Here is a 24866-nt window from a genome sequence, read left to right as displayed (position 1 = left end):
CGAAAGGGACATGGCCAACGGTCGGTCAGGGTCGGTCGGCGGCCAGGCCGTGTTGGACGGCGAAGACGGCCAGCCTGACCCGGCTGGGGCTCTCCGTCTTCCGCATCAGGCTGCCGACATGGGTCTTCACGGTGGTCAGCCCGACGTGCATCCGCGCGGCGATCTCCGCGTTGCTCAGCCCGGCGCCCACCCAGGCCAGCACCTCCCGTTCGCGCTGGGTCAACGCCGGCGGAACGGCGGCCGGCCGCTCGGCGCGCCAGGCCGTCGTCGCCTGCCCGACCAGCCGCCGCAGCACCGGCCCGCTGAACGGGCTGCCGCCGGCGGCCGCCTGGCGCACGGCGTCGAGCAGTTCGCCCGGCGTGGCGTCCTTGGCCAGGAAGCCGCAGGCGCCGGCCGCCAGCGCCGGGTAGAGGTGGTCGTCGTCGTCGAAGGTCGTCAGCACCACGACCCGGGTCGCCGGCCGGTCGGCGAGGATGCGGGCGGTGGCGGCGGTGCCGTCCATGCCGGGCATCCGCAGGTCCATCAACACCACGTCGGGGCCGGCCGAGTGGACCAGCCGCACGGCGTCGGCGCCGCCGGCGGCCTCGCCGACCACGGCGATGTCCTCGGTCGACTCGCAGAGCATCCGCAGCCCGGCGCGGACGAGTTGCTGGTCGTCCACGAGCAGCACCCGAATCGTCACGGTCCCTCCTCGTTCCTCGGCGCCCCGCCGCCGCCCGGCCCCTCGCCGGCGGGCACCGTGGCGCGCAGCCGCCAGCCCCGGCCCTCGGGCCCTGCGGTGACCGTGCCGCCGAGCAGCGCGACGCGTTCCCGCAGCCCCTCGATGCCGTAGCCGGAGTCCACCAACAGCCGGTCGGGCGCCGGTACTCCGTCTCCCCCGTCGTGGATCTCGACGTCGGCGGCGCCGTCGGCCAGCGCCACCGAGACCCGGGTCCTGGTGCCGACCCCGGCGTGCTTGGCCACGTTGGTCAGCCCCTCCTGGACGACGCGCAGCACCGCGAGCCCGCGCAGCGCGTCCAGCGCGGCGACGCCCGGGTCGACGCGGCTGGTCAGCACCAGCCCGTGGCGGCCCGAGCGCTCCACCACGGACGCGATGGCGGCGGGCAGTTCGGCCGGCTCGACCAGCAGGGAACGGGTGGGGTCGGTGACGGACGCGGGGTCGCGGAGCACGGCGACCAGCCGGCGCAGGTCGACCAGCGCGGTGGTCGCCGAGCCGTGCACGTCGTCGAGGACCGTGCGCACCCTCGGGTCGAGGTCCGGCAGCACCTCCCTGGCCACGCCGGCGCGCAGCGCCATGGAGGCGACATGGTGGGCCACCAGGTCGTGGACCTCGCGGGCCAGCTCGGCGCGCTCGGCGAGGCGGGCGCCGACCGCGGCCAACTCCCTGCGCTCCTCCGCCTCCTGCGCCCTGGCCTCGGCCTGGGCCAGGTTCTGGCAGGCGGCGCGCAGCCAGCAGCCCAGCAGCAGCGGCGCCGCGACCAGCACCACCAGCACATAGCCCAGGCCCACCGCGTCCCCGCACTCGACGCACCCGACGCGCACCACCACGTGCGCGGCGACCGGCGCCAGGCCGCCGAGCAGCGCCACCCTCGGGGCGCGCCGGGCCGCCAGCTCGACGAGGGCGAGGGCGGCGGTCACCTTGACGACGACCGGGGTGGCGTCGCCCAGCGCCTCGGCGGCGACCAGCAGCGCGGACTGGGCGACCAGCATCGACAGCGGCGCGTACCCGCCGGGCACGAAGAGCAGGGCGGAGGCCAGCGCGAACGCCCAGTCGGCCGGGGTGGGTTGGCCGGCGTGGAGCAGCAGCAGATAGCCGGTGCCGACCAGCAGCGGCAGCAGCCGCACCGGCCCCCTCCGGTCGCTCACGGCCTCGGTGAGCCAGGTCATCCGCACGCCCCCGACGGTAGTCGGCTCCTCGGGCGGACGGGTCATCCCGGGGAAGGACCCGGGGCTCCTCCCTTCGGCCGGGCGACCCGGCCGACCGCCCGATGCGGACGGCGCCCCCGACACCGAGGCTGGGCGGAGTACCGCGCCGCACCCCCAGGAGCGGCCAGCGCACCCCCACGAGCACGAACCCGAGGAACGCCATGACCGCCCCCGTCGCCCCCGTCCGGCCGCAGCCGTCCCCGTCCTCGCCCGAGGCGCGCGCGGAACGGGCCCTGTTCGCGCGGGAGTTCCTGCGGAGCCCGCTGCGCACCGCCTCGCTGGTGCCCAGCTCGGCGGCGTTGACCGCGCGGATGGTGGCGGGGCTGCCGGCCACCGGCGATCCGGTGGTGGTCGAACTCGGGCCGGGCACCGGCGTCTTCACCGCCGCCATCGCCCAGCGGCTGGGCGGGCGGGGCCGTCAGCTGGCGGTCGAGGTCAACGAGCGGCTGGCCGGGGCGCTCCGCCCGCGCCACCCGGGCGTCGAGGTGATCACCGGGGCGGCCGCCGAGCTGCCCCAGCTGCTGGCCGAGCGCGGGATCGGCCCGGTGGACGCGCTGGTCAGCGGGCTGCCCTGGACGGTGTACTTCGACGGGCCGCGCCCGCTGGCGCCGATCCTGGCGGAGGTGTTGGCGCCGGGCGGGGTGCTGACGCAGTTCAGCTATCCGTGGACCGCTTGGACGCCGCCCGCGCGGCGGCAACGGGCGCAGCTGCGGGCGGCGTTCGAGGAGGTGCTGGTCACCAGGACGGTGTGGCGGAACCTGCCGCCGGCCCTGGTCTATGTGGCCAGGCGGCCCCGTCCGTCGTCCTCACCGCCCTCGGCCGCCTCCCCCACCGTCTGGGAGGCCGTGCCGGACTCGCCGCCGGCACCGGCGCCGGCGGCCGGCTCGGCCCCGGCGGCCGGCTCGGCCCCGGCGGCCGGCTCGGCCCCGGCGGCCGGCTCGGCCCCGGCGGCGGGCTGACGGCGGCGGGCGCGGTCCATCTCCCGCCACTCGGGCCGCAGTCCGGCGACGGTGGTGGTCAGCAGATAGAGGCCGCCGGTCACCAGGAGCACCGGCCCGAGTCCGGCCGCCGTGACCGCGAGGCCGCCGAACAGGCCACCCAGCGGGATGCCGGACCAGGCCAGCGAGGTGGTGAGGGCCTTGGTGCGGCCGAGGAGGTGGCGGGGTATCAGCTCGAACATCACCGCGCCCATGATCGGGTTGAGGAAGCCGGCGCCCAGCCCGCCCAGCACGAAGACGACGGCGACCAGCGGCAGTTGACCGTCCGAGTTCAGCGCGATGGCCATGACCAGATAGCGCGGCAGGCCGCAGGCGGTGTAGCCGATCAGCAGCACCGGCCGGCGGGGCAGCCGGTGGCCGAGCGCGGTGGCGATCACGCTGCCGGCCACGGCGCCCACGCTGAACGTCGCCACCAGCAGGCCCATGCCGGAGGGGCCGACGTCGGTGCGCTCGGCCCAGACCGGGAGCAGCACCGCGCTGAACGCGGCGTCCAGCAGGTTGGTGACCGCGACGGTGAGCATCAGGGCGAACAGCAGCGGCGTGCCGCGCAGAAAGCGGAAGCCCTCCGCCATCCGCCGCCAGTACCCGTCGTCGGCGTCGTCGGTCTCGTCCGCCTCGCCGTCGGCGGCGGCCTCGGCCCGCACCGGCCGGCCCATCCCGGCGGGCAGGGTGAGCGCGATCACCAGCGAACCCGCCACGAAGCAGCCCGCGTTGACATAGAGCCCGGCCAGCGGGCCGATCAGGGCGATGAGTCCGCCGCCGGCCAGCGGCCCCACGGTGGTGGCCAGCCGTTCGATCACGCCGGCGGAGCCGGTCGCGCGCTCCAGCGGCAGCGCGCCGCGCTCGGCGGCCTCCGGGATCATCACCTCCTTGGCCAGGTCGCCTGGCCCCCGGGCGGCCCCGACCAGGGCGACCAGCGGCAGCAGCGCGCCCAGCGGCAGCGCGCCGGCGGCGTGCAGCAGCGGCACCAGGCAGATGGCGAACGCGCTGACCAGGTCGGTGGTCCAGGAGATCACCCGAGGTCCGAGCCGGTCGACGACCGGGCCGCTCGCCGCCTTCACCAGGACATAGGGCGCCATCTCGCAGAACGCGACCAGCCCGGTCCGCGCCGCGCTCCCGGTGGAGGTCAGCACGAACCAGGGCAGCGCGATCGCCGCGATCCGGCTGCCGGTGTAGGCGATGCCCATCGCCGTCAACACGCCGACCAGCGGCCGGAGTCGCCCCTCCCCGACGGCGGCCCCGCTCATGGCGCGGTGCCCGTCGCCTCGGCGCCGCCCGCCCCGTTGTCGTCGAGGCCGTCGTCGCCGTCGAGGCCGGGCAGGACATGGAAGACGACCGCGACCCGCTCCGCGTTCTCGGGCGCCGCCTCGCGCGCGGTCGGGTCGTGCGGCCGGTAGCGGCCCACCACCTCGGTCAGCTCCCGGCGCAGCGCGACGGCCTCCTCCGGGGTGAGGCACAGCTGGGCGTCGTTGAGGCTGACCGCCTCCCGCCAGGGCTCCGGCAGGGTCTCCAACTCGTTGAGCGCCCGCTGGGCGAGCAGGGTGTGGGCGGCGACGACCGAGCGGAGATAGCCGAGCGCGGCGTCCAACTCCCGGAAGGCCAGCTCCCGGTCGGTGAAGGACGTGGACTGGTGCACGGCGCGCCACCATCGCTCCCGCCCGTTGCCCCGTTCGGTGTCCTCGGCGACGAAGCCGGCGGCGGCCAGCTGGCGCAGGTGGTAGCTGGTGGCGCCGCTCGTCAGCTCCATGCGCTGGGCCAGACGGGTGGCGGTGGCCGGGCCGTGGGTGCGGAGCAGCCCGAGCAGCCGCACCCGGACCGGGTGGGCCAGGGCGCGCAGCCCCCGCGCGTCCAACTCGACGCGGGAGACGGGGGCCTCGGACGGGCGGGGGCGTCCCCCGGAGGCGTGGGCGTCACGCGGGTCATCGGTCATGACGCCCCACCCTAGAACCGCCAACACTTCTTTGCAAAGGGTTGTTGGCGGTTCGCTGACCGGCCCGCTTTACCTTTCCCATGCCTCGCTTTGCCAGGACTTTTCTTGACTGCGGAAACAGGCTGGTTTCCTCTTGACGTTATGCACAGCGCGAACCCCCGCCTGAGGAGGGCAATTTCATGGTGACTCGGCGCACGCCACTGCCGGGCGTCGGCACCCAGTACGACCTCGCCACCCGGGACGGTCGACACATCTCGGTGGTGGCCCACGACGACGGACGGCGGTTCATCGCCTTCTACTCACCGGACGATCCGGACGCCTGCCAGGGCACGGTGCCGCTGGACGCGCAGGAGGCCGCCCGACTGGCCTCGATCATCGCGCCGGACCGCGCGGACCACGCCCTGCCCGGCGGCGAACTCGGTCTCGACCTGGTGACGGAGCGCATCCCCATCGGGCCCGACTCCCCCTACCGGGGGCGCCCGTTGGGCGACACGCGGGCCCGCACCCGGACCGGGGCGTCCATCGTCGCCGTGCTGCGCAGGACGAGTACGCACCCCTCCCCCAGCCCCGACTACCGCCTGGAGGCGGGGGACACGCTGCTGGTCGTCGGCACCCGCGAGGGCGTGGACGACCTGTCCGACATCATCGCCGGCGCCTGATCAACGCGGTCCGGCGATCCGGGACCGCCAAGCGCTGGAACCCGGCGTTCGCGCGCCCCCGCGCGGGACGCCGTCCGCCGGGTCAGCGACCACCGACGACACGCGGCGCCCGGCGCGGCAGGGCGAACTGAAAGGTGCGGTGACTCTTGCACGACACCACCATCATGCTGATCGAACTGGGGGCGGTCGTCCTGGGCCTCGGCCTGGTCGGGCGACTGGCCGGCCGGCTCGGTCTCTCCCCCATTCCCCTCTACCTGTTGGCCGGACTCGCCTTCGGGCACGGCGGGCTGCTCCCGCTGAACACCACCGAGGGCTTCATCGAGGTGGGCGCCGAGATCGGCGTCATCCTGCTGCTGCTGATGCTCGGCCTGGAGTACACGGCGCCGGAGCTGGTGGACAGCCTCAAGACGCAGTACCCGTCGGGCCTCGTCGACCTGTTGCTGAACGCGACCCCGGGGGCGCTCGCCGGTTTCCTGCTGGGCTGGGGCCCGGTGGGCGCGCTGGCGCTGGCCGGCGTGACCTACATCTCCTCGTCCGGGGTGATCGCCAAGGTCCTCACGGACCTCAACCGGCTGGGCAACCGGGAGACCCCGGTGATCCTGGGCATCCTGGTGATCGAGGATCTCACCATGGCCGTCTATCTCCCGGTGCTCTCCACGGTGTTGGCGGGCGTCGGGCTGGTCAGCGGCAGCGTAACCCTGGCCATCGCGCTGGGCACCGCCAGCATCGCGCTCTTCGTCGCGCTCCGCCACGGCCGGTGGATCAGCAAGGCGGTCTCCTCGGACAACCCGGAGATGCTGCTGCTGGTGGTCCTGGGCCTGACCCTGCTGGTCGCCGGGATCGCGCAGAAGCTCCAGGTCTCCGCGGCCGTCGGCGCGTTCCTGGTCGGCATCGCGCTCTCCGGCGAGGTGGCGCACACCACCCGTCGGCTGTTCATGCCGCTGCGTGACCTGTTCGCCGCGGTGTTCTTCGTGTTCTTCGGGCTGTCCACCACGCCGAGTGACATACCGCCGGTGCTCGTTCCGGCGCTGCTGCTCGCCGTGGTCACGGTGTTCACCAAGATCGCGACGGGCTGGTACGCGGCCCGCCGTGCGGGCATCGGCCCGCGCGGCAGGCTGCGGGCCGGCGGCGCTCTGGTGGCGCGCGGGGAGTTCTCCATCGTGATCGCCGGGCTCGCGGCGGCGACCGAGCCACGGATCGCCCCGGTCGCCACCGCCTATGTGCTGATCCTGGTGATCCTGGGCCCGTTGGCCGCCCGGTGGACCGAGCCGGTCGCCCGGAACCTGATGGAACGCCGCGCCGCCAAGCAGGCGGAGTCCGCGGTGATGAGCGAGGTCAGGCCGGCGACCGAGGCCGGCTCGTAACGGGCGTTCGGCCCCGTGAGGGGAGACGCCGGGTCCCGCGCACCGGGGAGCGCGCGGGACCCGGCGGCCCCCGGGGGCCGTGATGTGGGAGCCGAACTCGCAGCGGAACGTGGGCTCGAAGTGCGCCCCCTCCCCGGCGGAACGCACCAACGCCCGCAGCGGCGCCAGCCGTTCGGCCGCCGGGGCGCCACAGGCCCGGTGCGCGAGCTGACCGGGTGTCCCGGGCCCCCGAACGGATGAGGCATCATTCGGACTCATGGGAATCGTCGCCGGCCTCGACTGCTCGTCCGCCTACACCCGCATCGTCGTCTGTGACGCGGAGACCGGAGAGGTCATCCGCCAGGGCCACGCCCAGCACCCCGACGGCGAAGCCCCCCCGGAGTCCTGGCTGTTGTCGCTCGGCGAGGCGGCCGACGGCGGGATGCTGGAGGACGTCTCCGCGATCGGGGTGTCCGCCCAACCCCACAGCGTGGTCCCGCTGGACGCCGACGGCCGGCCGGTGCGCCCGGCGCTGGCCGGCGCCGACGACCGGGCCCGCTCGGCGGCGTTCGCCCTGGTCGACGCGCTCGGCGGCAAGGCCGCCTGGGCCGAGGCGGTCGGCGCGGTGCCGCAGGCCACGCACCCGGTGGCCCAACTGCGGTGGCTGGCCGGCCAGGAGCCGGAGGCGGCGCGGCGCACCACCCATGTGCTCCAGCCGCAGGACTGGCTGGTGTGGCAGCTGCTGGGCCGGCCGAACCGCTGGACGACGGACCGGGGCGGCGCCTCCGGCACCGGCTACTGGTCGGCGGTCTCAGGGGCCTGGCGCCACGAGCTGGCCGAGCTGGCCATCGGCCATCCCGTCAGCCTGCCCGAGCTGTTGGGCCCGGCGGAGGCCGCCGGGCGCACCCCCGAGGGCCTGTTGATCTCCGCCGGCACCGGCGAGACCATGGCCGCCGCGCTCGGCCTGGGCGTCGGCAGGGGCGACGCGGTGGTCGCGCTGGGCGCCTCGGGTTCGGTGTGCGCGGTGCACCACGAGGCGCTCACCGACCCGAGCGGCACCATCACCGGCTTCGCCGATGCCACCGGCCACCACCTGCCCATGGTCCGCACCCTCAACGCGACGCGGGTGCTGCGCGGCACCGCCGAACTGCTCGGCCGGGACCTGCCCGAGCTGTCCGAGCTGGCCCTGACCTCGACGCCCGGCGCGCACGGCCTGGTGCTGCTGCCCTATCTGGCCGGCGAGCGCACCCCCGACCTGCCGCACACCGCCGGCACCCTGTCCGGGCTGCGCCGGGAGTCGATGAAGGCCGAGCACCTGGCCAGGGCGGCCTTCGAGGGGATGCTCTGCGGACTGGCCGACGCGGCCGAGGTGTTGCGCCGCCGGGGCGTGGCGATCAACCGGGTGTTCCTGCTGGGCCAGGCGGCCACCCTGCCGGCGGTCAAGACGCTGGCGCCGGCGCTGCTCGGCGCGGAGGTCGTCGTTCCCGAACCGGCCGACTACACGGCGATCGGCGCGGCGCGCCAGGCGGCCTGGGCGCAGGGCGTCGACGCGGGCCGGCTCACCGCCGACGAGCCGCCGGCCTGGGCGGCGGCCAGGGGCGAGCGGTTCGAGCCGGACGAGGAGGAGTCGGCGGTGGGCTCGGCGGTCCGCCAGCAGTACGCGGCGGTCCGCGAGGAGATCCACCCCGGAGCGCTGGGCTGAGCGGCCGGGGGCCGCTCAGCCCGCAGGGCCCTGCGGGGCGGGAACGGTGAACGGTGCCCTGGCGCCGGGCGGTTGTGACGGGGCTTCGGCCGGGACGCCGCCCGGGCGCACCCGGGTGTCGAGCATCCGCCCGCCGGAGGGGCTGCCCGTTCGCCGTCGGGGGTCCAGGACGGGCCCTGCCCCGGCCGCTGTCCCGGGCCCGTTCACAGGTGAGCGTCGAGGAACTCCGTGAGCTGCGTCTTCGACTGTGCGCCGATCCTGGTGCCGATCACCGCGCCGTGTCCGAACAGCAGGAGGGTCGGGACGGCCTCCAGGTCGTACCTGGGGGGCGTGGCGGGGCCGTGGTCGATGTTGTGCTCGAAGACCACGAGCCGCCCGGCGTACTCGGTGGCGATCTCGCGCAGATGCGGCCGCACGATCTTGCAGGGGCCCGCCCACTCGGCCCAGAAGTGCACCAACACCGGCCCCTCGACCCCGGTGACACTGCCGGCGAACGAGTCGTCCGTGAGCTGCGTGACGCTGTCGGACGTGGGGGAATCTCCGTCCGTCGGGGTCGGTGCCGGCCGGCGCCGGCCGCGCCGGCCGCGCCGTCCTCGCCTCGGCCGGCCGGCCGGCGCCTCGACTACTCCAGATAGCCCCGCAGTTGCTCCGCGTACGTGTGGTCGCGGAGCTTGCCCAGCGTCTTGTGTTCGATCTGGCGGATGCGTTCCCTGGTGACGCCGAAGAGGCCGCCGATCTCCTCCAGCGTGCGGGGCCTGCCGTCGAGCAGGCCGTAGCGCAGCTCGACCACCCGCCGCTCCCGGTCGCCCAGCGTGGAGAGCACCGCCTCCAACTGCTCGCGCAGCAGCAGGAACGCGGCCGACTCGGCGGGCGAGGGAATGTCGACGTCCTCGATCAGGTCGCCGAGCGCCACGTCGTCCTCGTCGCCGATCGGCGTCTGGAGCGAGACCGGGTCCTGGGCCAACCGCAGGATCTCGCCGACCCGGGCCGGGGTGAGCCCCAACAGGGCCGCCACCTCCTCCGGTTGCGGCTCGTAGCCGCGCTCCTGGAGGACCCGCCGCTGGACCCGGATCACGCGGTTGATCTGCTCCACCACGTGCACCGGCACCCGGATGGTGCGGGCCTGGTCGGCGATGGCGCGGGACATCGCCTGCCGAATCCACCAGGTGGCATAGGTCGAGAACTTGAAGCCCCTGGTGTAGTCGAACTTCTCAACGGCCCTGATCAGCCCGAGGTTTCCCTCCTGGACCAGGTCCAGCATGGTCAGGCCGCGCCCCACGTAGCGCTTGGCGACGGAGACCACCAGGCGCAGGTTGGCCTCGATCAGCCGGCGCTTGGCCATCCGGCCCCTGACCACCAGCCGGTCGAGGTCCAGGGCCAGTCGCTCGTCGAGTTCGGCGCCGCTGCTCAGCCGTTCCTCGGCGAACAGGCCGGCCTCCACCCGCTTGGCCAGCTCGACCTCGTCGGCCGCCGTGAGCAGCGGTATCCGGCCGATCTCCCGCAGGTACTGGCGGAACAGGTCGTTGGCCGAGCCGCCGCCCGTCTCGGCTCTGGCGGTCGCGGTCGGCCGCTCCGAGGTCTCCTCCCGCTCCGGCGGAAGGGGGGCGGCGGGAGCCGCGCGCTTGAGTGTCGGGGTCTGCACGTGGACGACCTCCAGGAGGGTCGCGGCGGGAGCGGAGCGGCACCGTTCCCCAGTGTGAGGTACACCTGACTCCGGCCACGAGATGCGTGCGGCCACTATTTTATGTTGTTCCGGTTCGGTTCGCGTTCGGTTCCGGTCTGTTCCGTGGCGTCGCGGAACCCGGAGGCCGCCCGGCGCTCAGACCGCGTACAGCGCCTCGACGCCGCGCTCCCGCAGGGCCGTCGCGTACTGCTGGAGCGTCCACAGCTCCTGCCGCACCTCGGCGGCCGTGGTGTTCCCCGACTGGGCCTCGGCGCGGCGGGCGTCGGACTCCAGCTGCGACAGGCGGCGGTTGACAGCGGCGAGCCGCACCTGGACGAGCCGGGAGCCCGCGTAGGCGTCCATCTCGCGCTGCCGCCGCCGGCCGACCTGGAGCGGCTCGACGGCCAGCTCGTTGACCAGCACCCGCACCGCGTCGTCGGGCGCGGCCTCCCGCACCCGGTCCAGATAGCTGTCGTCGGCCGAGGCGACGCCGCCGGCGTCCATGATGACGCGGCGCACCATGGCGTAGGGCGCGGCGGTGAACTCGTCCTCGCCGTAGGCGTCGAACGCGGGCGAGACCAGCTCGGGGAACTGGAGGGCGACCTTCAGCAGCTCGCGCTCCCCGAGGTGCGCCGGGTTTCGCAGGGTGAGCGCTGGTCCGCCGGGCGCCGGGGCCTGGGCGGGAACGGGGCCGGCGGCGACGGGCGCCGGCGGGGCGCCCCGGCCGCCGCGCTGCTGCTGGCGCTGCCGGCTCCACTGCGCCAACTGCCCGACCCTGCGCACCACGAAGCGCTCGTCGGGGATGCCGACCAGCCCGGCCAGCCGGACCGCGTACTCGTGCCGGATGGCGGTGTCCTTGATCTGGGCGACGAGCGGCGCCGCGTACTCCAGGGCGGTCGAGCGGCCCTCGGCGGTGTCCAGGTTGTGCCGGTTGACCACGGAGCGGATGGCGAACTCGAAGAGCGGGGTGCGGGTGTCGACCAGGCCCTTGACCGCCTCGTCGCCCTGGGCGATGCGCAGCTCGCACGGGTCCATCCCGCCGGGCGAGACGGCGATGAAGGTGTAGGCGGCGAACTTCTGGTCGTCCTCGAAGGCGCGTAGCGCGGCCTTCTGGCCGGCGGCGTCGCCGTCGAAGGTGAAGACCACCTCGCCGGCGCGGTGCGAGTCGGAGCTGTCCATCAGCAGCCGGCGGAGGATCTTGACGTGCTCGCCGCCGAAGGCGGTGCCGCAGGTGGCGATGGCGTTGGTGACGCCGGCCAGGTGGCAGGCCATCACGTCGGTGTAGCCCTCGACGACGACGGCCCGGTTGCTGTTGGCGATGTCCCGCTTGGCCAGGTCGATGCCGTACAGCAGCTGGGACTTGCGGTAGATCGGGGTCTCGGGGGTGTTGAGGTACTTGGGGCCGTTGTCGTCCTCGCGCAGCCGGCGGGCGCCGAAGCCGACGACCTCGCCGGTGATGTCGCGGATCGGCCACATCAGCCGGCCCCGGAAGCGGTCGATCGGGCCGCGTTTGCCGTCCTGGGCGAGGCCGGCGAGCAGCAGCTCGGTGTCGCTGAAGCCGGCGCCGCGCAGATAGCGCGTCAGGTGATCCCAGCCGGCGGGCGCGTAGCCGACGCCGAAGTGCTCGGCGGCGGCCTGGTCGAAGCCGCGCTCGGCGAGGAAGACCCGGCCGATCTCGGCCTCGGGCGAGGCCAGCTTCTCGGCGTAGAACCGGGCGGCGGCGCGGTGCGCCTCCAGCAGCCGGGTGCGCTCCCCGGCCTGCCGGTTCGGGCTGTACCCGCCCTGCTCGTACCGCAGCGTGATGCCGGCCTGGGCGGCGAGCCGCTCGACGGCCTCGGAGAAGGAGAGGTGCTCCATCTTCATCACGAAGGCGAGGGTGTCCCCGCCCTCCTGGCAGCCGAAGCAGTGGAAGAGGCCCTTGCTCGGGGAGACGTGGAACGAGGGGGACTTCTCGTCGTGGAAGGGGCACAGGCCCTTGAGGTTCCCCCCGCCGCCGGGCCGCAGCTGGAGGTACTCCGAGACCACGGCGTCGATCGGGACCGCGTCCCTGACCGCCCGCACGTCCTCGTCGTTGATCCTGCCCGCCACGTTCGCAGTCTACGGCGGGGCACCGACACCGCCGCAGGGGCCTTCTCGGGGCCGCGTTAGGTTGACGCGTATGAAGATCAGAACCTCCGTCGTGGATGTCGCCGAGATCCTTCCGCTGCGCTGGTCGGTGCTGCGGCCCGGACTGCCGGTCGAGAGCGCCGAGTTCGCCGAGGACGGGCGGCCGGACACGGTGCACCTGGCGGCCTACGGACCCGAGACGGCGGGGGTGTTGGCGTGCATCACGCTCTTCCCCGACCCGTTCCCCGAACCGTTCGCCGCCGAGGCGCCCGGGGAACCCGGTCGGGCCTGGCGGTTCCGGGGCATGGCCAGCGACCCCTCGGTGCGCGGGCGCGGCTACGGGGCGGCCGTGCTGGACGCCGCGAGCGAGGTGGCGGCCGAACGCGGGGCCGGGCTGCTGTGGTGCAACGGGCGCACCGAGGCGCGCGGCTTCTACGAGCGGCAGAAGTTCGCGGTGGTGGGCGAGGAGTTCATGATCGAGGGCGTGGGGCCGCATCTGGTCTTCGCCCGGAGAACCCACCTTTCCGGGTAATACGGATAATCCAGGTAATTCGCGTCATCCGGGATAAATTGCCCACTGGTCGGGAGGAACGTCCGAGAGGTGGTCGATGGCCATGGCCAAGCAGACGGTGGCGGAGCAGCTGGTGGACACGCTGGTGCGCTCCGGGGTGAGACGGCTGTACGGGGTGGTCGGCGACAGCCTCAACCCGGTGGTCGACGCGGTGCGCAGGACGAAGAACATCGACTGGGTCCAGGTGCGCCACGAGGAGACCGCCGCGTTCGCGGCCGGCGCCGAGGCCCAGCTCACCGGCGTGCTGGCCGCCTGCGCCGGCTCCTGCGGCCCGGGCAACCTGCACCTGATCAACGGCCTGTACGACGCGCACCGTTCGATGGCCCCGGTGCTGGCGCTGGCCTCGCACATCCCCAGCGCCGAGATCGGCACCAGCTACTTCCAGGAGACCCACCCGGAGCGGCTGTTCGTGGAGTGCAGCCACTACTGCGAGCTGATCTCCAACCGCCAGCAGATGCCCCGGGTGCTCCAGACCGCGATCCAGCACGCCATCGGCAGGGGCGGGGTCAGCGTGGTGGCGCTGCCCGGCGACATCGCGGCCCAGCAGGTCCCCGAGCAGGCCGAGGAGCACGCGCTGGTCACCGCCAGGCCGACGGTCCGCCCCTCCGACGAGCAGATCGACCGGCTCGTGGAGATGGTGGACCAGGCCCGGCGCGTCACCCTCTTCTGCGGCCACGGGGTGGCCGGCGCGCACGAGGAGGTGATGGCGTTCGCCGAGAAGGTCAAGTCCCCGGTCGGGCACGCGCTGCGCGGCAAGGAGTACATCCAGTACGACAACCCGTACGACGTGGGGATGAGCGGCCTGTTGGGCTATGGCGCGGCCTACGAGGCGACCCACGAGTGCGACCTGCTGATGCTGCTGGGCACCGACTTCCCCTACAACGCGTTCCTCCCCGACGACGTGCGGATCGTCCAGGTCGACGTGCGGCCCGAGCACCTGGGCCGGCGCTCCAAGCTGGACCTCGGGGTGTGGGGCGACGTGCGGGAGACGCTGCGCTGCCTGACGCCCCGGGTGAAGGAGAAGAGCAGCCGCCGGTTCCTGGACCGGATGCTGAAGAAGCACGTGGACGCGCTGGAGGGCAAGGTCCACGCCTACACCCGCAAGGTGGAGCGGCACACCCCGATCCACCCGGAGTACGCGGCGTTCGTGCTGGACGAGGAGGCGTCCGAGGACGCCGTCTTCACCGTGGACACCGGGATGTGCAACGTGTGGGCCGCGCGCTATCTGACGCCCAACGGGAGGCGGCGGGTGATCGGCTCGTTCCGGCACGGCTCGATGGCCAACGCGCTGCCGCAGGCCATCGGCGCCCAGTTCCTGGACCGGAGGCGCCAGGTGATCTCGATGTCGGGCGACGGCGGCTTCACCATGCTGATGGGCGACTTCCTGACGCTGGTCCAGTACGACCTGCCGGTGAAGGTGATCCTCTTCAACAACTCCTCGCTGGGCATGGTCGAGTTGGAGATGATGGTCGGCGGACTGCCCGCGTTCGGCACCGGCTACCGCAACCCGGACTTCGCGGCGATGGCGGAGGCGGTCGGGGTGCACGCCAGCCGGGTGGAGAAGCCCAAGGAGCTGCGGAAGGCGCTGCGGGACGCGCTGAAGCACAAGGGGCCCGCGCTGGTCGACATCGTCACCGACCCCAACGCGCTCTCCATCCCGCCCAAGATCAAGGCCGAGATGGTCACCGGCTTCGCGCTGTCCGCCGGGAAGATGGTCCTCGACGGCGGCGTCGGCCGGATGGCGCAGCTGGCCCGCTCCAACCTCCGCAACGTGCCCCGGCCCTGACTTTCGGCCGGACCGTTCTCGGGGGCCGCCTCAGTGGATGTCCAGCACCTGGTGGAGCGGGCGGCGCGGGGTGGGCGAGGCCGGCCCGCCGTAGCCGAGCCGCAGCACGGCGTGCACCTGGCCGGCGGGCAACAGCGGGTCGCGGGCCGTCCAGCCCAGCTCCGTCCAGGCCAGCGACTCGGAGCTGACCGCCGCCGACAGCGCGTGGCCCGTGGCCACCAGCAGCGCCCGTTCCAACGCCTGTCCGGCCCGCACCCAGTCCCCCGGGCGGTCCTCCACCGTGGACAGCAGCGCCAGCTGCGGCGGCGGGCCCTCCTCTCCGGCGGGCAGCCGCTCGGCGGGTGCCCTGCGGCCGGCGAAGTCCCGCACCGGGGACGGCTGGTGAGCCTGGTCGCCGGGCGGCGACTCGCGCTCGACCTCCACCTCGGTCCACTCGGCCAGCTCGGCCAGCCGCCCCGGGTCGGCGAAGTCCCGGCCCTCCGCGTCCCTGGCCAGCTCCAGCACCGCCGGCGCGTGCCAGGGCGAGGCGAACAGCAGCCGGGCGCCCTCCCGTTCGGCCGCCACCCGCAGCTCGTTCCGCACCGGGTCGGGCACCCGGTCGTCGGCGTAGGGCTGGCGGCTGGTGTGGCGGCGCGGGATCTGCTCGGCGAGCGCGGCCAGCGCCGCCAGCTCCCGCTCCCGCACGGTGCTGTCGTCGGCGGCGTCGTCGACGCGGCGCAGCCGCACGGAGGCCAGCAGCCTCGGGTCGTAGGGGTCGGGCAGCACCCGGAACGCCGCGCACCAGCCGGCGTCGGCGGCGGCGACCCGCAGGTTCAGCAGGGCCGCGCCGCAGCCCATGTGCAGCGCCCGGCCGTGCGGGTCGGAGTGCGGCAGGCAGCGGTCCATCGCGGCCCGCAGCTCCAGCCGCCCGCTCTCGGCCAGATAGTGGAACCGCCAGGGCTGCGCGTTGTGCAGCGAGGGGGCCGCCGTCGCGGCCTCGACCAGCCGGGAGACGGTCCGCTGCGAGGGACTCTCGGTGGCCACCGCACCTCCCGGAGGGGAACGTCGTCGAGGCCGGTTGGGCCTCGTCCCCTTTCTAACCCCCCTGGCCGGATCTCGCCTGCCCGGCGGGCTCCTCGCCGAGCAGCCCGGCCAGCGGGACGTCCGGGTCGGCCAGCACCTCCGGGTCCACCTCGCGGCCGGAGCGCACCAGCCGCTGCACGGCGTCGGTGACGTCCCACACGTTCATCGAGAGGCCGGCCAGCACCCGCCGGCCGCGCAGCCAGAACGCGACAAAGGTGCGCCGCTCCCGGTCGCCGCGCCACACCACCCGGTCGTAGTCGCCGGCCGGCGCCCAGCCCGAGTACTCCAGGCCCATGTCGTACTGGTCGGAGAAGAAGTACGGCACCCGGTCGAAGACCACCTCGCGGCCCAGCATCGCGCGGGCGGCGGCCGGGCCGGCGTGCAGCGCGTTGGCCCAGTGCTCGACGCGCCGCCGGTCGGGGCCGCTGCCCAGCTCCTGGGCGGCGACGTCGCCGGCCGCGAAGATCGCGGGGTCGCTGGTGCGCAGCGAGGCGTCCACGGCGATGCCGCCGACGCCCTCGTCCGCCAGCTCCAGGCCGGCCGAGGCGGCCAGCGCGGTGCGCGGCCTTGCGCCGATCGCGGCGAGCACCGCGCGGGCCGGCAGCCGCTCGCCGCCCTCGGTGCGCACCCCGGCGACGATCCCGTCCCGGCCCTCGATCGCGGCCAGCCGGTCGCCGAAGCGGAACGTCACCCCGTGCTCGGCGTGCAGCCCCGCCAGCACCTCGCCCAGCTCGGGCCCCAGCACCCGGTGCAGCGGCCCGGGCTCCGGCTCGACCACCACCACCGGAACGCCCAACTCCCGGGCGGCCGCCGCCACTTCCAGGCCGATCCAGCCGGCGCCCGCGATCACCAGCGGGTCCTCGTCCCGGCCTGGCCCGGTCAGCGCCCCGCGCAGATGGTCGGCGTGCGCCAGCCGCCGCAGATGGTGGACGCCCGCCAGCTCGGTGCCGGGGATGCCCAGCCGGCGCGGCTCGGCGCCGGTCGCCAGCAGCAGCCGGTCGTAGGGCAGCCGGGTGCCGTCGCCCAGCCGCACCTCGCGCCGCTCGCGGTCGATCGCCACCGCCGGCTGCCCCAGGTGCAGCTCGACGCGGTGCGCCGCGTACCAACCCGCCGGGTGCACGAAGACGCTCTGCCGGTCGGCCCGCCCGGCCAGGTAGTCCTTGGACAACGGCGGCCGCTCGTAGGGCTGTTCGTGTTCGTCGCCCAGGAGTATGACCCGCCCGCCGAAGCCCTCGGCGCGGAGGGTCTCGGCCGCCTTGGCGCCCGCCAGCCCTCCGCCGATGATCACGAACGTCCGTGTCCCGTCCACGCGCATTCCTCCCAGCGGCCTTGTCCACCCCCAAGGAGCCTGCCCCACCTCGGGCGACACCGGAAGGGGGATGTCAGCCTGTCAGGCGCGCGTGCCGGGCGCGGGCGGCCGAGTCGGTCAGCGCCGCGACCTGGTCGACCAGCACCCGCAGCCGCGCCCGGTCGTCGCCGGCCGCCGCGAACAGCGCCCGGTACTGCGGGTCGAGACCTTCGGGCGCACGGTGGCGCAGCGCCTCGCACAACTCCTCCAGCAGCGCGCGCTGTTCGCCGCGCGCCCGCGCGTGCTCCGGACGCTGCATCACATGAACGTCCGCCACCGCCTTGAGCACCGCGCACTCCAGCCGCGTCCCGCGCGGCACCACCACGTCGGCCCCGTAGCGGCGCAGCGGCCCCGGGCCGAACCGCTCCCGGGTGGCCCGCTCGGCGGCCAGGCAGAACCGGCCGATCAGCTGGCTGGTCGCGTCCTTCAGCCGGGCCTGCGCCAGCGCGCCCCCGTCGTAGCCGTGCGGCCACCACTCCTGCGCCAACAGCCGGTCCAGCGCCTCGGCCAGCTCGGCCTCGGCCACCCCGGACGGCGCGTAGCGCTTCGCGGCGACCTCGAAGACCGCCTCCCGCTCCGGGTCGGCGAGCAGCGCCGCCGGGTCGAGATGGCCGGCGTGCAGGCCGTCCTCCACGTCGTGCACCGAGTACGCCACGTCGTCGGCCCAGTCCATCACCTGCGCCTCGAAGCAGCGCCGGCCCTCGGGCGCGCCGAGCCGCAGCCAGCCGAAGACCGGCAGGTCGTCGTCGTACACCCCGTACTTGGGCGAGGACGGGTTCCCGGGCTGACCGCCGCGCGGCCAGGGGTACTTGGTGGCCGCGTCCAGGGTGGCGCGCGTCAGGTTGAGCCCGAAGGAGCGTAGGCCGGCGCCGTCGCCGGTGTCGGTGAGCCGCTTGGGTTCGAGGCGGGTCAGCAGCCGCAGCGACTGCGCGTTGCCCTCGAAGCCGCCGCAGTCGGCGGCCACCCGGTCCAGGACCCGCTCCCCGTTGTGGCCGAACGGCGGGTGCCCCAGGTCGTGTGCCAGGCAGGCGGCCTCCACGACGTCCATGTCGCAGCCGAGGGCGGCGCCGAGGTCGCGGCCGATCTGGGCGCACTCCAGCGAGTGGGTCAGCCGGGTGCGGGGCGCGGCGTCCCAGTCCTGGCGGGTGGCGGCCTCGTCGAGCGTCACCACCTGCGTCTTGCCGGCGAGCCTGCGCAGCGCTGAGGAGTGCTGCACCCGGGCCCGGTCCCGCTGGAACGCGGTGCGTCCCGGCCGCTTGTCCGGCTCGGGATCGAACCGCTCGGCGGCGTGCGGGTCGTAGCCGCCACCCGCGCCGCTCACCGCGTCCTCGACTGTTCCCGCGCCCTTGCCCATGCCCCGACCGTAGCGCGCCGGGCGGGACGGCTCTCAGCCGGTGGTGGCCGCCAGCGCGGGCGCGCGCCAGGCGGCGCGCGCCTGGTCGTAGCGGTGCAGCAGCAGCCGGGCGAGCGCCGGGTGGCTGCCCAGCGGGGCGGCCACCACGCCGGGCGCCGCCTCGGCGCAGCGCTCGGCGAACCGGCCCGGCGCCACGAAGCAGGACGCCACCGCGACCTCCCGGTGCCCCCGCGCGCGCAGCGCGGCGACCGCCTGCGGCACGGTCGGCGCGCTGGCGGAGGCGTACGCCGGCACGACCGGCACGCCGCCGAGCCGGGTGGCGAGCATCGCCGCCGTGTAGCGGGTGCCGGCGGCCGACTCCGGGTCGCGGGAGCCGGCGGCGGCCAACACCACGGCGCTGCCCGGCCGGTAGCCGGCCTCGACCAGCCGGCTGTGCAGCGCCTCGGCGAGCAGCGGGTGCGGGCCGAGCGAGCCGGCTACGGTGGCCCGCAGCCGGTCGGCCACCGTCGCCAGCGTGCCCGGGATGTCGTGCTTGACGTGGTAGCCCCGGCTGAAGAGGAGCGGCACCAGAACGGCCGAGCCGTGCAGCCGGTTCAGCGTCTCGCCCAGCAGCGGCCGGTCGCTCTCCAGGTGCCCCAGCTCCACGCGGACGGACGGCCGCAGGGCGCGGACCAGCCGCACCAGCGCGCGGACGACCGGCTCGGCCCTGGGGTCGGGCGAGCCGTGGGCCACGGCGAGGAGGGTGGGCTGGCTGCGGTCGGTCATGGGCACCAGCCTGCGCCCGCGAGATTGCCGCCGTGTTGCCGAGTCGTCACGACCGCCGGCCCCGTTCCTCACCCCTCGCGCGCCCGCGAGCTGAGGGGAACGCCGCCGACGGGTAACGCCCGGGGCCGTGCTCCGTAACCCAGGGCGTTGCCTTCCGTAACACGCCCGACAGACGATGGCGGCATGACGCGCCCCACGACCCCCGAGGCCCGTTCGGAACCCGGCTCCCTCTCGGCAGACGCAGCCGTCGACGCGGCCGCTGCCCCAGCCGTCGACGCGGCCGTTGACGCGGCCGTCGACACGCACTGTCCGTACTGCGCGCTCCAGTGCGGAATGCGGCTGGCGCCCGCGCCGGCGACGGCCGGCGGGGTCGAGGTGGTGGAGCGCGACGCGTTCCCCGTCAACCGGGGCGCCCTGTGCGGCAAGGGCCGCACCGCGCCCGAGGTGCTGGCGCGGGGGCTGCGGCTGACCCAGCCGCTGGTGCGGGACCCGGGCAGCGGGGCGCTGGTGCCGACCGACTGGGAGACCGCACTCGACCGGGTGGCCGCCGGCCTGTCCGGCGTCCGCGAGCGGCACGGCACCGACGCGGTCGGGGTCTTCGGCGGCGGCGGTCTCACCAACGAGAAGGCGTACGCGCTGGGCAAGTTCACGCGGCTGGTGCTGGGCTCGTCGCAGATCGACTACAACGGCAGGTTCTGCATGTCGTCGGCGGCCGCCGCCGGGAACCGGGCGTTCGGCGTGGACCGGGGGCTGCCGTTCCCCCTCGCCGACATCCCGCGCACCGGCTGCGTGATCCTCGTCGGCTCCAACCTCGCCGACACCATGCCGCCGGCGCTGCGCTACTTCACCGAGCTGAGGGAGAACGGCGGCACCCTGATCGTCATCGACCCGCGCCGCACCCGCACCGCCGAGCAGGCCGACCTCCACCTCGCCCCGCGTCCCGGCACCGACCTGGCGCTGGCCCTGGGGATGCTGCACCTGGTGGTCGCCGAGGGCCGGGTCGACGAGGCGTTCGTCGCCGAGCGCACCTCGGGCTGGGAGGAGGCCAGGGCGGCGGCGATGGCGCACTGGCCCGAGCTGGTGGAACGGGTCACGGGGGTGCCCGTTCCCCGGCTGCGCGAGGCGGTGCGGATGTTCTGCGCGCCGGAGGCCGCGATGGTGCTGACGGCCAGGGGGCCCGAGCAGCACTCCAAGGGCACCGACACGGTGGGCGCCTGGATCAACCTGTGCCTGGCCACCGGCCGCGCCGGCCGGCCGCTGTCCGGCTACGGCTGCCTCACCGGGCAGGGCAACGGGCAGGGCGGGCGGGAACACGGGCAGAAGGCGGACCAGCTGCCCGGCTACCGGATGCTCGCCGACCAGGCCGCCAGGGAACACGTCGCCGGCGTGTGGGGCGTCGATCCCGACACCCTGCCGGGCCCCGGGCGCAGCGCCTACGAACTGCTCGACGCGCTGGGCCGCGACACCCCCGACGGGGTGCGGGCGCTGCTGCTGATGGCCTCCAACCCGGTGGTCTCCGCGCCCAGGGCGGCGCATGTCGAGGAGCGCATGAGGGCGCTGGACTTCCTGGCGGTCTGCGACGTGGTCCTCTCGGAGAGCGCGCGGCTGGCGGACGTGGTGCTGCCCGTGACCCAGTGGGCCGAGGAGACCGGGACGATGACCAACCTGGAGGGCCGGGTGATCCTGCGGCAGCGCGCACTCGCCCCGCCGCCCGGCTGCCGCGGCGACCTGGAGGTGCTCAACGCGCTGGCGGCGCGGCTGGGTTGGGAGAAGGGCTTCCCGACCGACCCGGCCGAGGTGTTCGACGAGCTGCGGCGCGCCTCGGCCGGCGGCAAGGCGGACTACTCGGGGATCACCTACCGGCGGATAGCCGAGGAGGACGGGGTCTTCTGGCCCTGCCCCGAACGCGCGGAGGGGCCGCCGCACCCGGGCACGCCCCGGCTCTTCCTCGACCGGTTCGCCACGCCCGACGGCCGGGCCAGGTTCGCGCCGGTGCTGCACCGGCCGGCGGCCGAGGAGCCGGACGCGGAGTACCCGCTGCTGCTGACCACGGGGCGGGTGCTGGCGCAGTACCAGTCGGGGGCGCAGACCCGGCGGGTCGCGCGGCAGAACGCGGCGGCACCCGGGCCGTTCGTGCAGCTGCACCCGAGGCTGGCCGACCGGCTGGGGGTGACGGAGGGTGAGCGACTGGCGGTGGTCTCGCGGCGCGGCCGGGCGGTGGCGCCGGCCAGGATCAGCGCGGACATCCGGCCCGACACCGTCTTCATGCCGTTCCACTGGCCGGGTGAGGGGCGGGCCAACTCGCTGACGAACCCGGCGCTGGACCCGACGTCGCGGATGCCGGAGTTCAAGGTCTGCGCGGTGCGGGTGGAACGCGCCGACGAGGCGTGACGGGTGCGGGCGCGGTCCGGGTGCGGCGCGGGCGACGGGCGACGGGCGAGGGTGACGGTGCCGCCGGTCCGGTTGCGGCGGGCGACGGGCGACGGGCGGGGGTGACGGTGCCGCCGGTCCGGTTGCGGCGGGCGGTGGGGCGGGCAGCATGGAGGGCATGAACGACCTCACCCGGCTCGCCGACGAGCATCTGGCCCAGGCGCTGCGAGCCGAACACGGCCGCAGCGCCCATCTCTTCCTGCGGGACGGCCCGTTGCGGCAGAGCGTGATCGCGCTGGCCGGCGGGGCGCGGCTGGAGGAGCACGAGGCGCCGCCGGCGGCCAGCCTCCAGGTGCTGCGCGGCGAGGTGCGGATGCGCTGCGGCGAGGAGGATCTCGCGCTGCGCGCGGGGCAGCTGGCGCGGGTGCCGCAGGAGCGGCACGACCTGACGGCGGTGAGCGACGCGGTGGTGCTGCTGACCTCGGTGACGGCCACCGGGGAGCCGGTGGTCGTCACGGACACGCGCCGCTAGCCGCCGGCGCGGCGGGCAGTCCGGCGCGCTGGCCGCGCTGGCCGCGCCGGGCGGTGGTGCCGGCGGCGGACCGGCCCGGTCGGCCCGGGCGGCCCGGGCGGCCGAACGGGTGGGGCGGCGCCGGGCGTTGGCGGGCGGCGCCGGCCGTTGGCGGTCGGCGGGGGCCGTGCGTGCTTGGCGGCGCCGGGCGACGTCGTGGCCGGCGCCGTCGGCTCCCAGCCGTGCTGTCCCGGTCCTGGCCCGGCTGTCAAGGGGGATGGGCCGGTGTCATAGGCGGCCGCTAGGGTGACGGTGAGCAACGGCTCGGGAACACCCGAGGTCACAGCGGGGGAATCGCGGGGGGATGGGGCAGATGGAGGAGCAGGCGCGTCAGCCGGGGCAGGAGCGACTGCCGCCGTGGCCACCCGCGTTGCCCGCCGAGTTCGCCGACCCGCGCTATCCGCCCGGGGTGCCGCCCGAGGCCGGCGAGGCGGCGGCCCGGCTGCTGCGGCGGGTGCTCTCGCCGCTGCGACTCCTGGGGCATATGACACTGGCCGCGTTCTTCGCCCTGATCGCGATGATCTTCGTCGTCGCCAGCGAGTCCAGCGCGGACGGCGACGACATCAACGCCCAGACCGGCCTCGCCGTCGGCCTGCCGATGCTCGCCGTCGCCACCCTGCTGCTGGTCCTGCTGCTCCGCTCCGGGCACCGGGCCGTCGTCGAACTGAACGCGCTGCTGCGCCAGGTGCCGCAGGCGGTGCCGCCGATGCCGGGACGCCGGGCCCTGTGGGGCCTGGCCTCGGGCCTGGGGCTGCTGGCCTGCCTGGCGTGCGGGGCCGCCGGCATCACGGAGGTCGTGTCCGGGTCGGACGGGGAACCACCCGACCCGTACAAGGCGTTGGGGCTGTTCTCCTGGACGGCGGTGGCGCTGCTCTGGTCGGTGCCCGGGCTGGTGCGGGCCTTCGGGCACCGCGCCCCGCGCCGGCCGCCGATGCCGGCGATCCCGCCGGCCGGCTGGGCGCCACTGGGCATACCGGCGCCGCCGCCGGACAGTCACGAGGGGCGCACCCGGCGCCTCTACGCGAGCTATCGGGGCGCGGCGGAGCCGTTCGCGGTGAGCCGGCTCAGCGAGCGGCTCAGCCGCTGGATAACCAGCCTCTCCCGGGGTGGGGTGCTGGCGTTGACCGGGGCGTTGACGCTGGTGGGTTGTGGGCTGGCCCTGCTGGCCGCCGTGGTGCCGTGGCAGGTGGACGACTGGCTGATATGGCCGCTGCTGGTGGTGCTGATCGGCTATCTGGTGCTGCTGCTCATGGAGATCACGCACTACGGCACCCGCCCCGGCTACCTGGTGGTCTACGTCCTGGCGGGGGTGGCGCTGGTCGTCATGTCCTGGCAGGGCCACCAGGACCTGACGCTGCGGGAGCGCGGCGAGTGGGCCACGGCGGAGATCGTCAGCAAGCGGAGCCCGGCGCGCGGCAGCACCACGTGCGAGGTGCGGCTGGTCGACACCGAGGGCGCGGCGGCCGGGGCGGGCCGGGAGCTGTCCCAACGGCTCGGCAACTGCCGGTCGTTCGAGCCCGGCGACCGCCTGGACCTCTTCTACGACCCGCTCGACCGGGTGCCGCCCGCCCGCGAGGAGCCGACCCTGGTGATCCCCGCCTGGTTCGGCGCCATCGGCGCGACGACGCTGCTGGTGACGACGCTGTTCTCGGTCAGCAGGGGGTACACGCGGCGCCGCGAGCTGGATCTGCTCACCTGAGCCGGAGCCGGAGCCGGAGCCGGCGAGGCCCGGGGGCCTCGCCGGCGTGCGGTGGCCGGGGCCGGCCGCCGGGCGCCTGCCGCCTGCCGGCGGGGCTTCGGGGACGGGTCGCCGGGCCCGGCGACCGTGCCCGGCCGGCGGCCGGCCCGCCGCCGGCGCGCGTCCTGGGGACATGGGCAACGGCCGCTGCCAGGCCGGGACTTGACCGGCCCAAACGGGCGGGCGACGAGCCGGCGGACCCGCGACCGTGCCCGGCCGACGGCCGGATCGGCTCCGGGGCGCCTCCCCGGCGCCGGGCAAGGGCCGCTGCCGGGCGGGGACCTGGCCGGTCGGAAGGGCGCACCGCACGGGTCCGGCCTAGGAAGCGCCGTTCGCGCGTGGGGGCCAACCGGCCGGTGGGTACGGTGCGTTGCTCCGGCCGCCTGGTGGTGGGCCCACGGCGAGAACTCGGACAACGCACCAAGGCGGCGACGCCGAAGGCCCGGTGCCCAGCCAGGCGCCACCCGCTCGGGGCGGTCCGTGCTTCGCCGTGGGGCACCGGTGAGCCGGGGCCCAACCCCGACGGACCCGTTCCGCGTCTCACACGCCGTCACGGCACGACACCGGAACCCGCCGGGCACCTCGCCGGCCACCGCCCGGGCCGAAGGCCACGGACCCCCAGGCTCCGCACCGAGCCGCCGACCGGCGGGTCGACGCGGTCGGCGGACCGGCGACCATGCCCGGCCGGCGGGTCGACCCGACGCCGGGCGCAGCTCCTCGGCACCCGAGCAAGAGCCGCTGCCGGGCCGGGACTTGACCGACCGGGACGAGTAGGCAACAGGTCGCAGGGCCCGACGACCAGGCCCGGCCGGCGGCCAGCCCAGCGCCCGGCGCGGCTCCTCGCCACCCGAGCAAGCGCCGCTGCCGGGCGGGGACTTGAGTGGCCGGAACGGGTGGGGTGCACCGGTTCAGCCTGAGGGGTGCCGGTCGCGGGACCGGGGCGCCGGTGTGTGGGGTGCCGCGCTGGTTCGGTC

General features: G+C 75.2%; 18 protein-coding genes and 1 pseudogene. 8 read left to right on the top strand and 11 right to left on the bottom strand.

What is annotated here, in order from left to right; genetic code table 11:
* Positions 1–25 precede the first annotated feature (25 nt).
* From FH609_RS01405 to FH609_RS01385, 4 genes are all read right to left on the bottom strand, one after another.
* Positions 26–682, bottom strand: coding sequence for a response regulator (locus FH609_RS01405; protein WP_139665653.1), 657 nt, complete (start codon positions 680–682; stop codon positions 26–28).
* Entirely contained in the window at positions 679–1887 is a 1209-nt protein-coding gene (locus tag FH609_RS01400) for a sensor histidine kinase (RefSeq protein ID WP_226961336.1), read from the bottom strand. Before FH609_RS01400 ends, FH609_RS01405 begins: the two co-directional genes overlap by 4 nt.
* 814 nt (positions 1888–2701) lie before the next feature.
* Positions 2702–4171, bottom strand: a complete 1470-nt coding sequence (locus tag FH609_RS01390; protein ID WP_139665655.1) for an MFS transporter — start codon at positions 4169–4171, stop codon at positions 2702–2704.
* Positions 4168–4854: an ArsR/SmtB family transcription factor gene (locus FH609_RS01385; RefSeq protein WP_139665656.1), complete on the bottom strand. Its 687-nt coding sequence runs from the start codon at positions 4852–4854 to the stop codon at positions 4168–4170. The genes FH609_RS01390 and FH609_RS01385 overlap by 4 nt, the downstream gene beginning before the upstream one ends.
* Positions 4855–5033: 179 nt before the next feature.
* Between FH609_RS01385 and FH609_RS01380 the strand changes: the two genes are divergently transcribed.
* From FH609_RS01380 to FH609_RS01370, 3 genes are all read left to right on the top strand, one after another.
* Complete coding sequence (locus FH609_RS01380) at positions 5034–5513, top strand: cation:proton antiporter regulatory subunit (RefSeq protein WP_122184457.1); 480 nt, start codon at positions 5034–5036, stop codon at positions 5511–5513.
* A gap of 146 nt (positions 5514–5659) precedes the next feature.
* On the top strand, positions 5660–6877 hold the full coding sequence (locus FH609_RS01375; RefSeq protein WP_139665657.1) for a cation:proton antiporter: 1218 nt from the start codon (positions 5660–5662) through the stop codon (positions 6875–6877).
* Positions 6878–7133: 256 nt separating this feature from the next.
* A complete protein-coding gene (locus tag FH609_RS01370; RefSeq protein ID WP_139665658.1) occupies positions 7134–8558 on the top strand; it encodes an FGGY family carbohydrate kinase in 1425 nt (474 codons plus the stop codon).
* Between the two features lie 203 nt (positions 8559–8761).
* On the opposite strand, the pseudogene FH609_RS01365 reads toward FH609_RS01370, so the two are convergent.
* The 3 genes and pseudogenes from FH609_RS01365 to dnaG all read right to left on the bottom strand — a co-directional run.
* Positions 8762–9064 (bottom strand): annotated as a pseudogene (locus FH609_RS01365) (thioredoxin domain-containing protein); the annotation flags it as partial.
* Between the two features lie 116 nt (positions 9065–9180).
* Positions 9181–10299: an RNA polymerase sigma factor gene (locus tag FH609_RS01360; protein WP_405378816.1), complete on the bottom strand. Its 1119-nt coding sequence runs from the start codon at positions 10297–10299 to the stop codon at positions 9181–9183.
* 78 nt (positions 10300–10377) lie between these two features.
* Positions 10378–12309, bottom strand: a complete 1932-nt coding sequence (gene dnaG, locus FH609_RS01355) for a DNA primase (RefSeq protein WP_139665659.1) — start codon at positions 12307–12309, stop codon at positions 10378–10380.
* A gap of 70 nt (positions 12310–12379) precedes the next feature.
* Here dnaG and FH609_RS01350 point away from each other — a divergent pair, with 70 nt between their 5' ends.
* Positions 12380–12859, top strand: a complete 480-nt coding sequence (locus FH609_RS01350; protein WP_139665660.1) for a GNAT family N-acetyltransferase — start codon at positions 12380–12382, stop codon at positions 12857–12859.
* Positions 12860–12941: 82 nt separating this feature from the next.
* Complete coding sequence (locus FH609_RS01345) at positions 12942–14684, top strand: pyruvate dehydrogenase (RefSeq protein WP_139665661.1); 1743 nt, start codon at positions 12942–12944, stop codon at positions 14682–14684.
* Positions 14685–14714: 30 nt separating this feature from the next.
* Here the strand turns inward: FH609_RS01345 and FH609_RS01340 are convergent, their stop codons facing one another.
* The 4 genes from FH609_RS01340 to FH609_RS01325 all read right to left on the bottom strand — a co-directional run bounded on the left by FH609_RS01340 (position 14715) and on the right by FH609_RS01325 (position 19213).
* On the bottom strand, positions 14715–15707 hold the full coding sequence (locus tag FH609_RS01340) for an Acg family FMN-binding oxidoreductase (protein ID WP_139665662.1): 993 nt from the start codon (positions 15705–15707) through the stop codon (positions 14715–14717).
* Positions 15708–15759: 52 nt separating this feature from the next.
* The gene (locus FH609_RS01335; RefSeq protein WP_226961305.1) at positions 15760–17055 is read right to left on the bottom strand and encodes an NAD(P)/FAD-dependent oxidoreductase; all 1296 of its coding nucleotides are present in this window, start codon (positions 17053–17055) and stop codon (positions 15760–15762) included.
* 73 nt (positions 17056–17128) lie between these two features.
* Complete coding sequence (locus FH609_RS01330) at positions 17129–18448, bottom strand: deoxyguanosinetriphosphate triphosphohydrolase (protein WP_139665664.1); 1320 nt, start codon at positions 18446–18448, stop codon at positions 17129–17131.
* 33 nt (positions 18449–18481) lie between these two features.
* Entirely contained in the window at positions 18482–19213 is a 732-nt protein-coding gene (locus tag FH609_RS01325; RefSeq protein WP_139665665.1) for a sirohydrochlorin chelatase, read from the bottom strand.
* A 183-nt stretch (positions 19214–19396) separates the two neighbouring features.
* Between FH609_RS01325 and FH609_RS01320 the strand changes: the two genes are divergently transcribed.
* The 3 genes from FH609_RS01320 (at position 19397) to FH609_RS01310 (ending at position 23853) form a co-directional block, all read left to right on the top strand.
* Positions 19397–21604, top strand: a complete 2208-nt coding sequence (locus FH609_RS01320) for a molybdopterin oxidoreductase family protein (RefSeq protein WP_139665666.1) — start codon at positions 19397–19399, stop codon at positions 21602–21604.
* A 157-nt stretch (positions 21605–21761) separates the two neighbouring features.
* Positions 21762–22115: a cupin gene (locus FH609_RS01315; protein ID WP_139665667.1), complete on the top strand. Its 354-nt coding sequence runs from the start codon at positions 21762–21764 to the stop codon at positions 22113–22115.
* Between the two features lie 343 nt (positions 22116–22458).
* Complete coding sequence (locus tag FH609_RS01310) at positions 22459–23853, top strand: hypothetical protein (RefSeq protein ID WP_139665668.1); 1395 nt, start codon at positions 22459–22461, stop codon at positions 23851–23853.
* Positions 23854–24866 lie beyond the last annotated feature (1013 nt).

The organism is Streptomyces sp. 3MP-14, assembly GCF_006334905.2.
Lineage (GTDB): Bacteria > Actinomycetota > Actinomycetes > Streptomycetales > Streptomycetaceae > Streptomyces > Streptomyces triticirhizae.
Note: the sequence above shows the minus strand (reverse complement) of the source record. Positions and strands in the feature narration are given on the sequence as shown.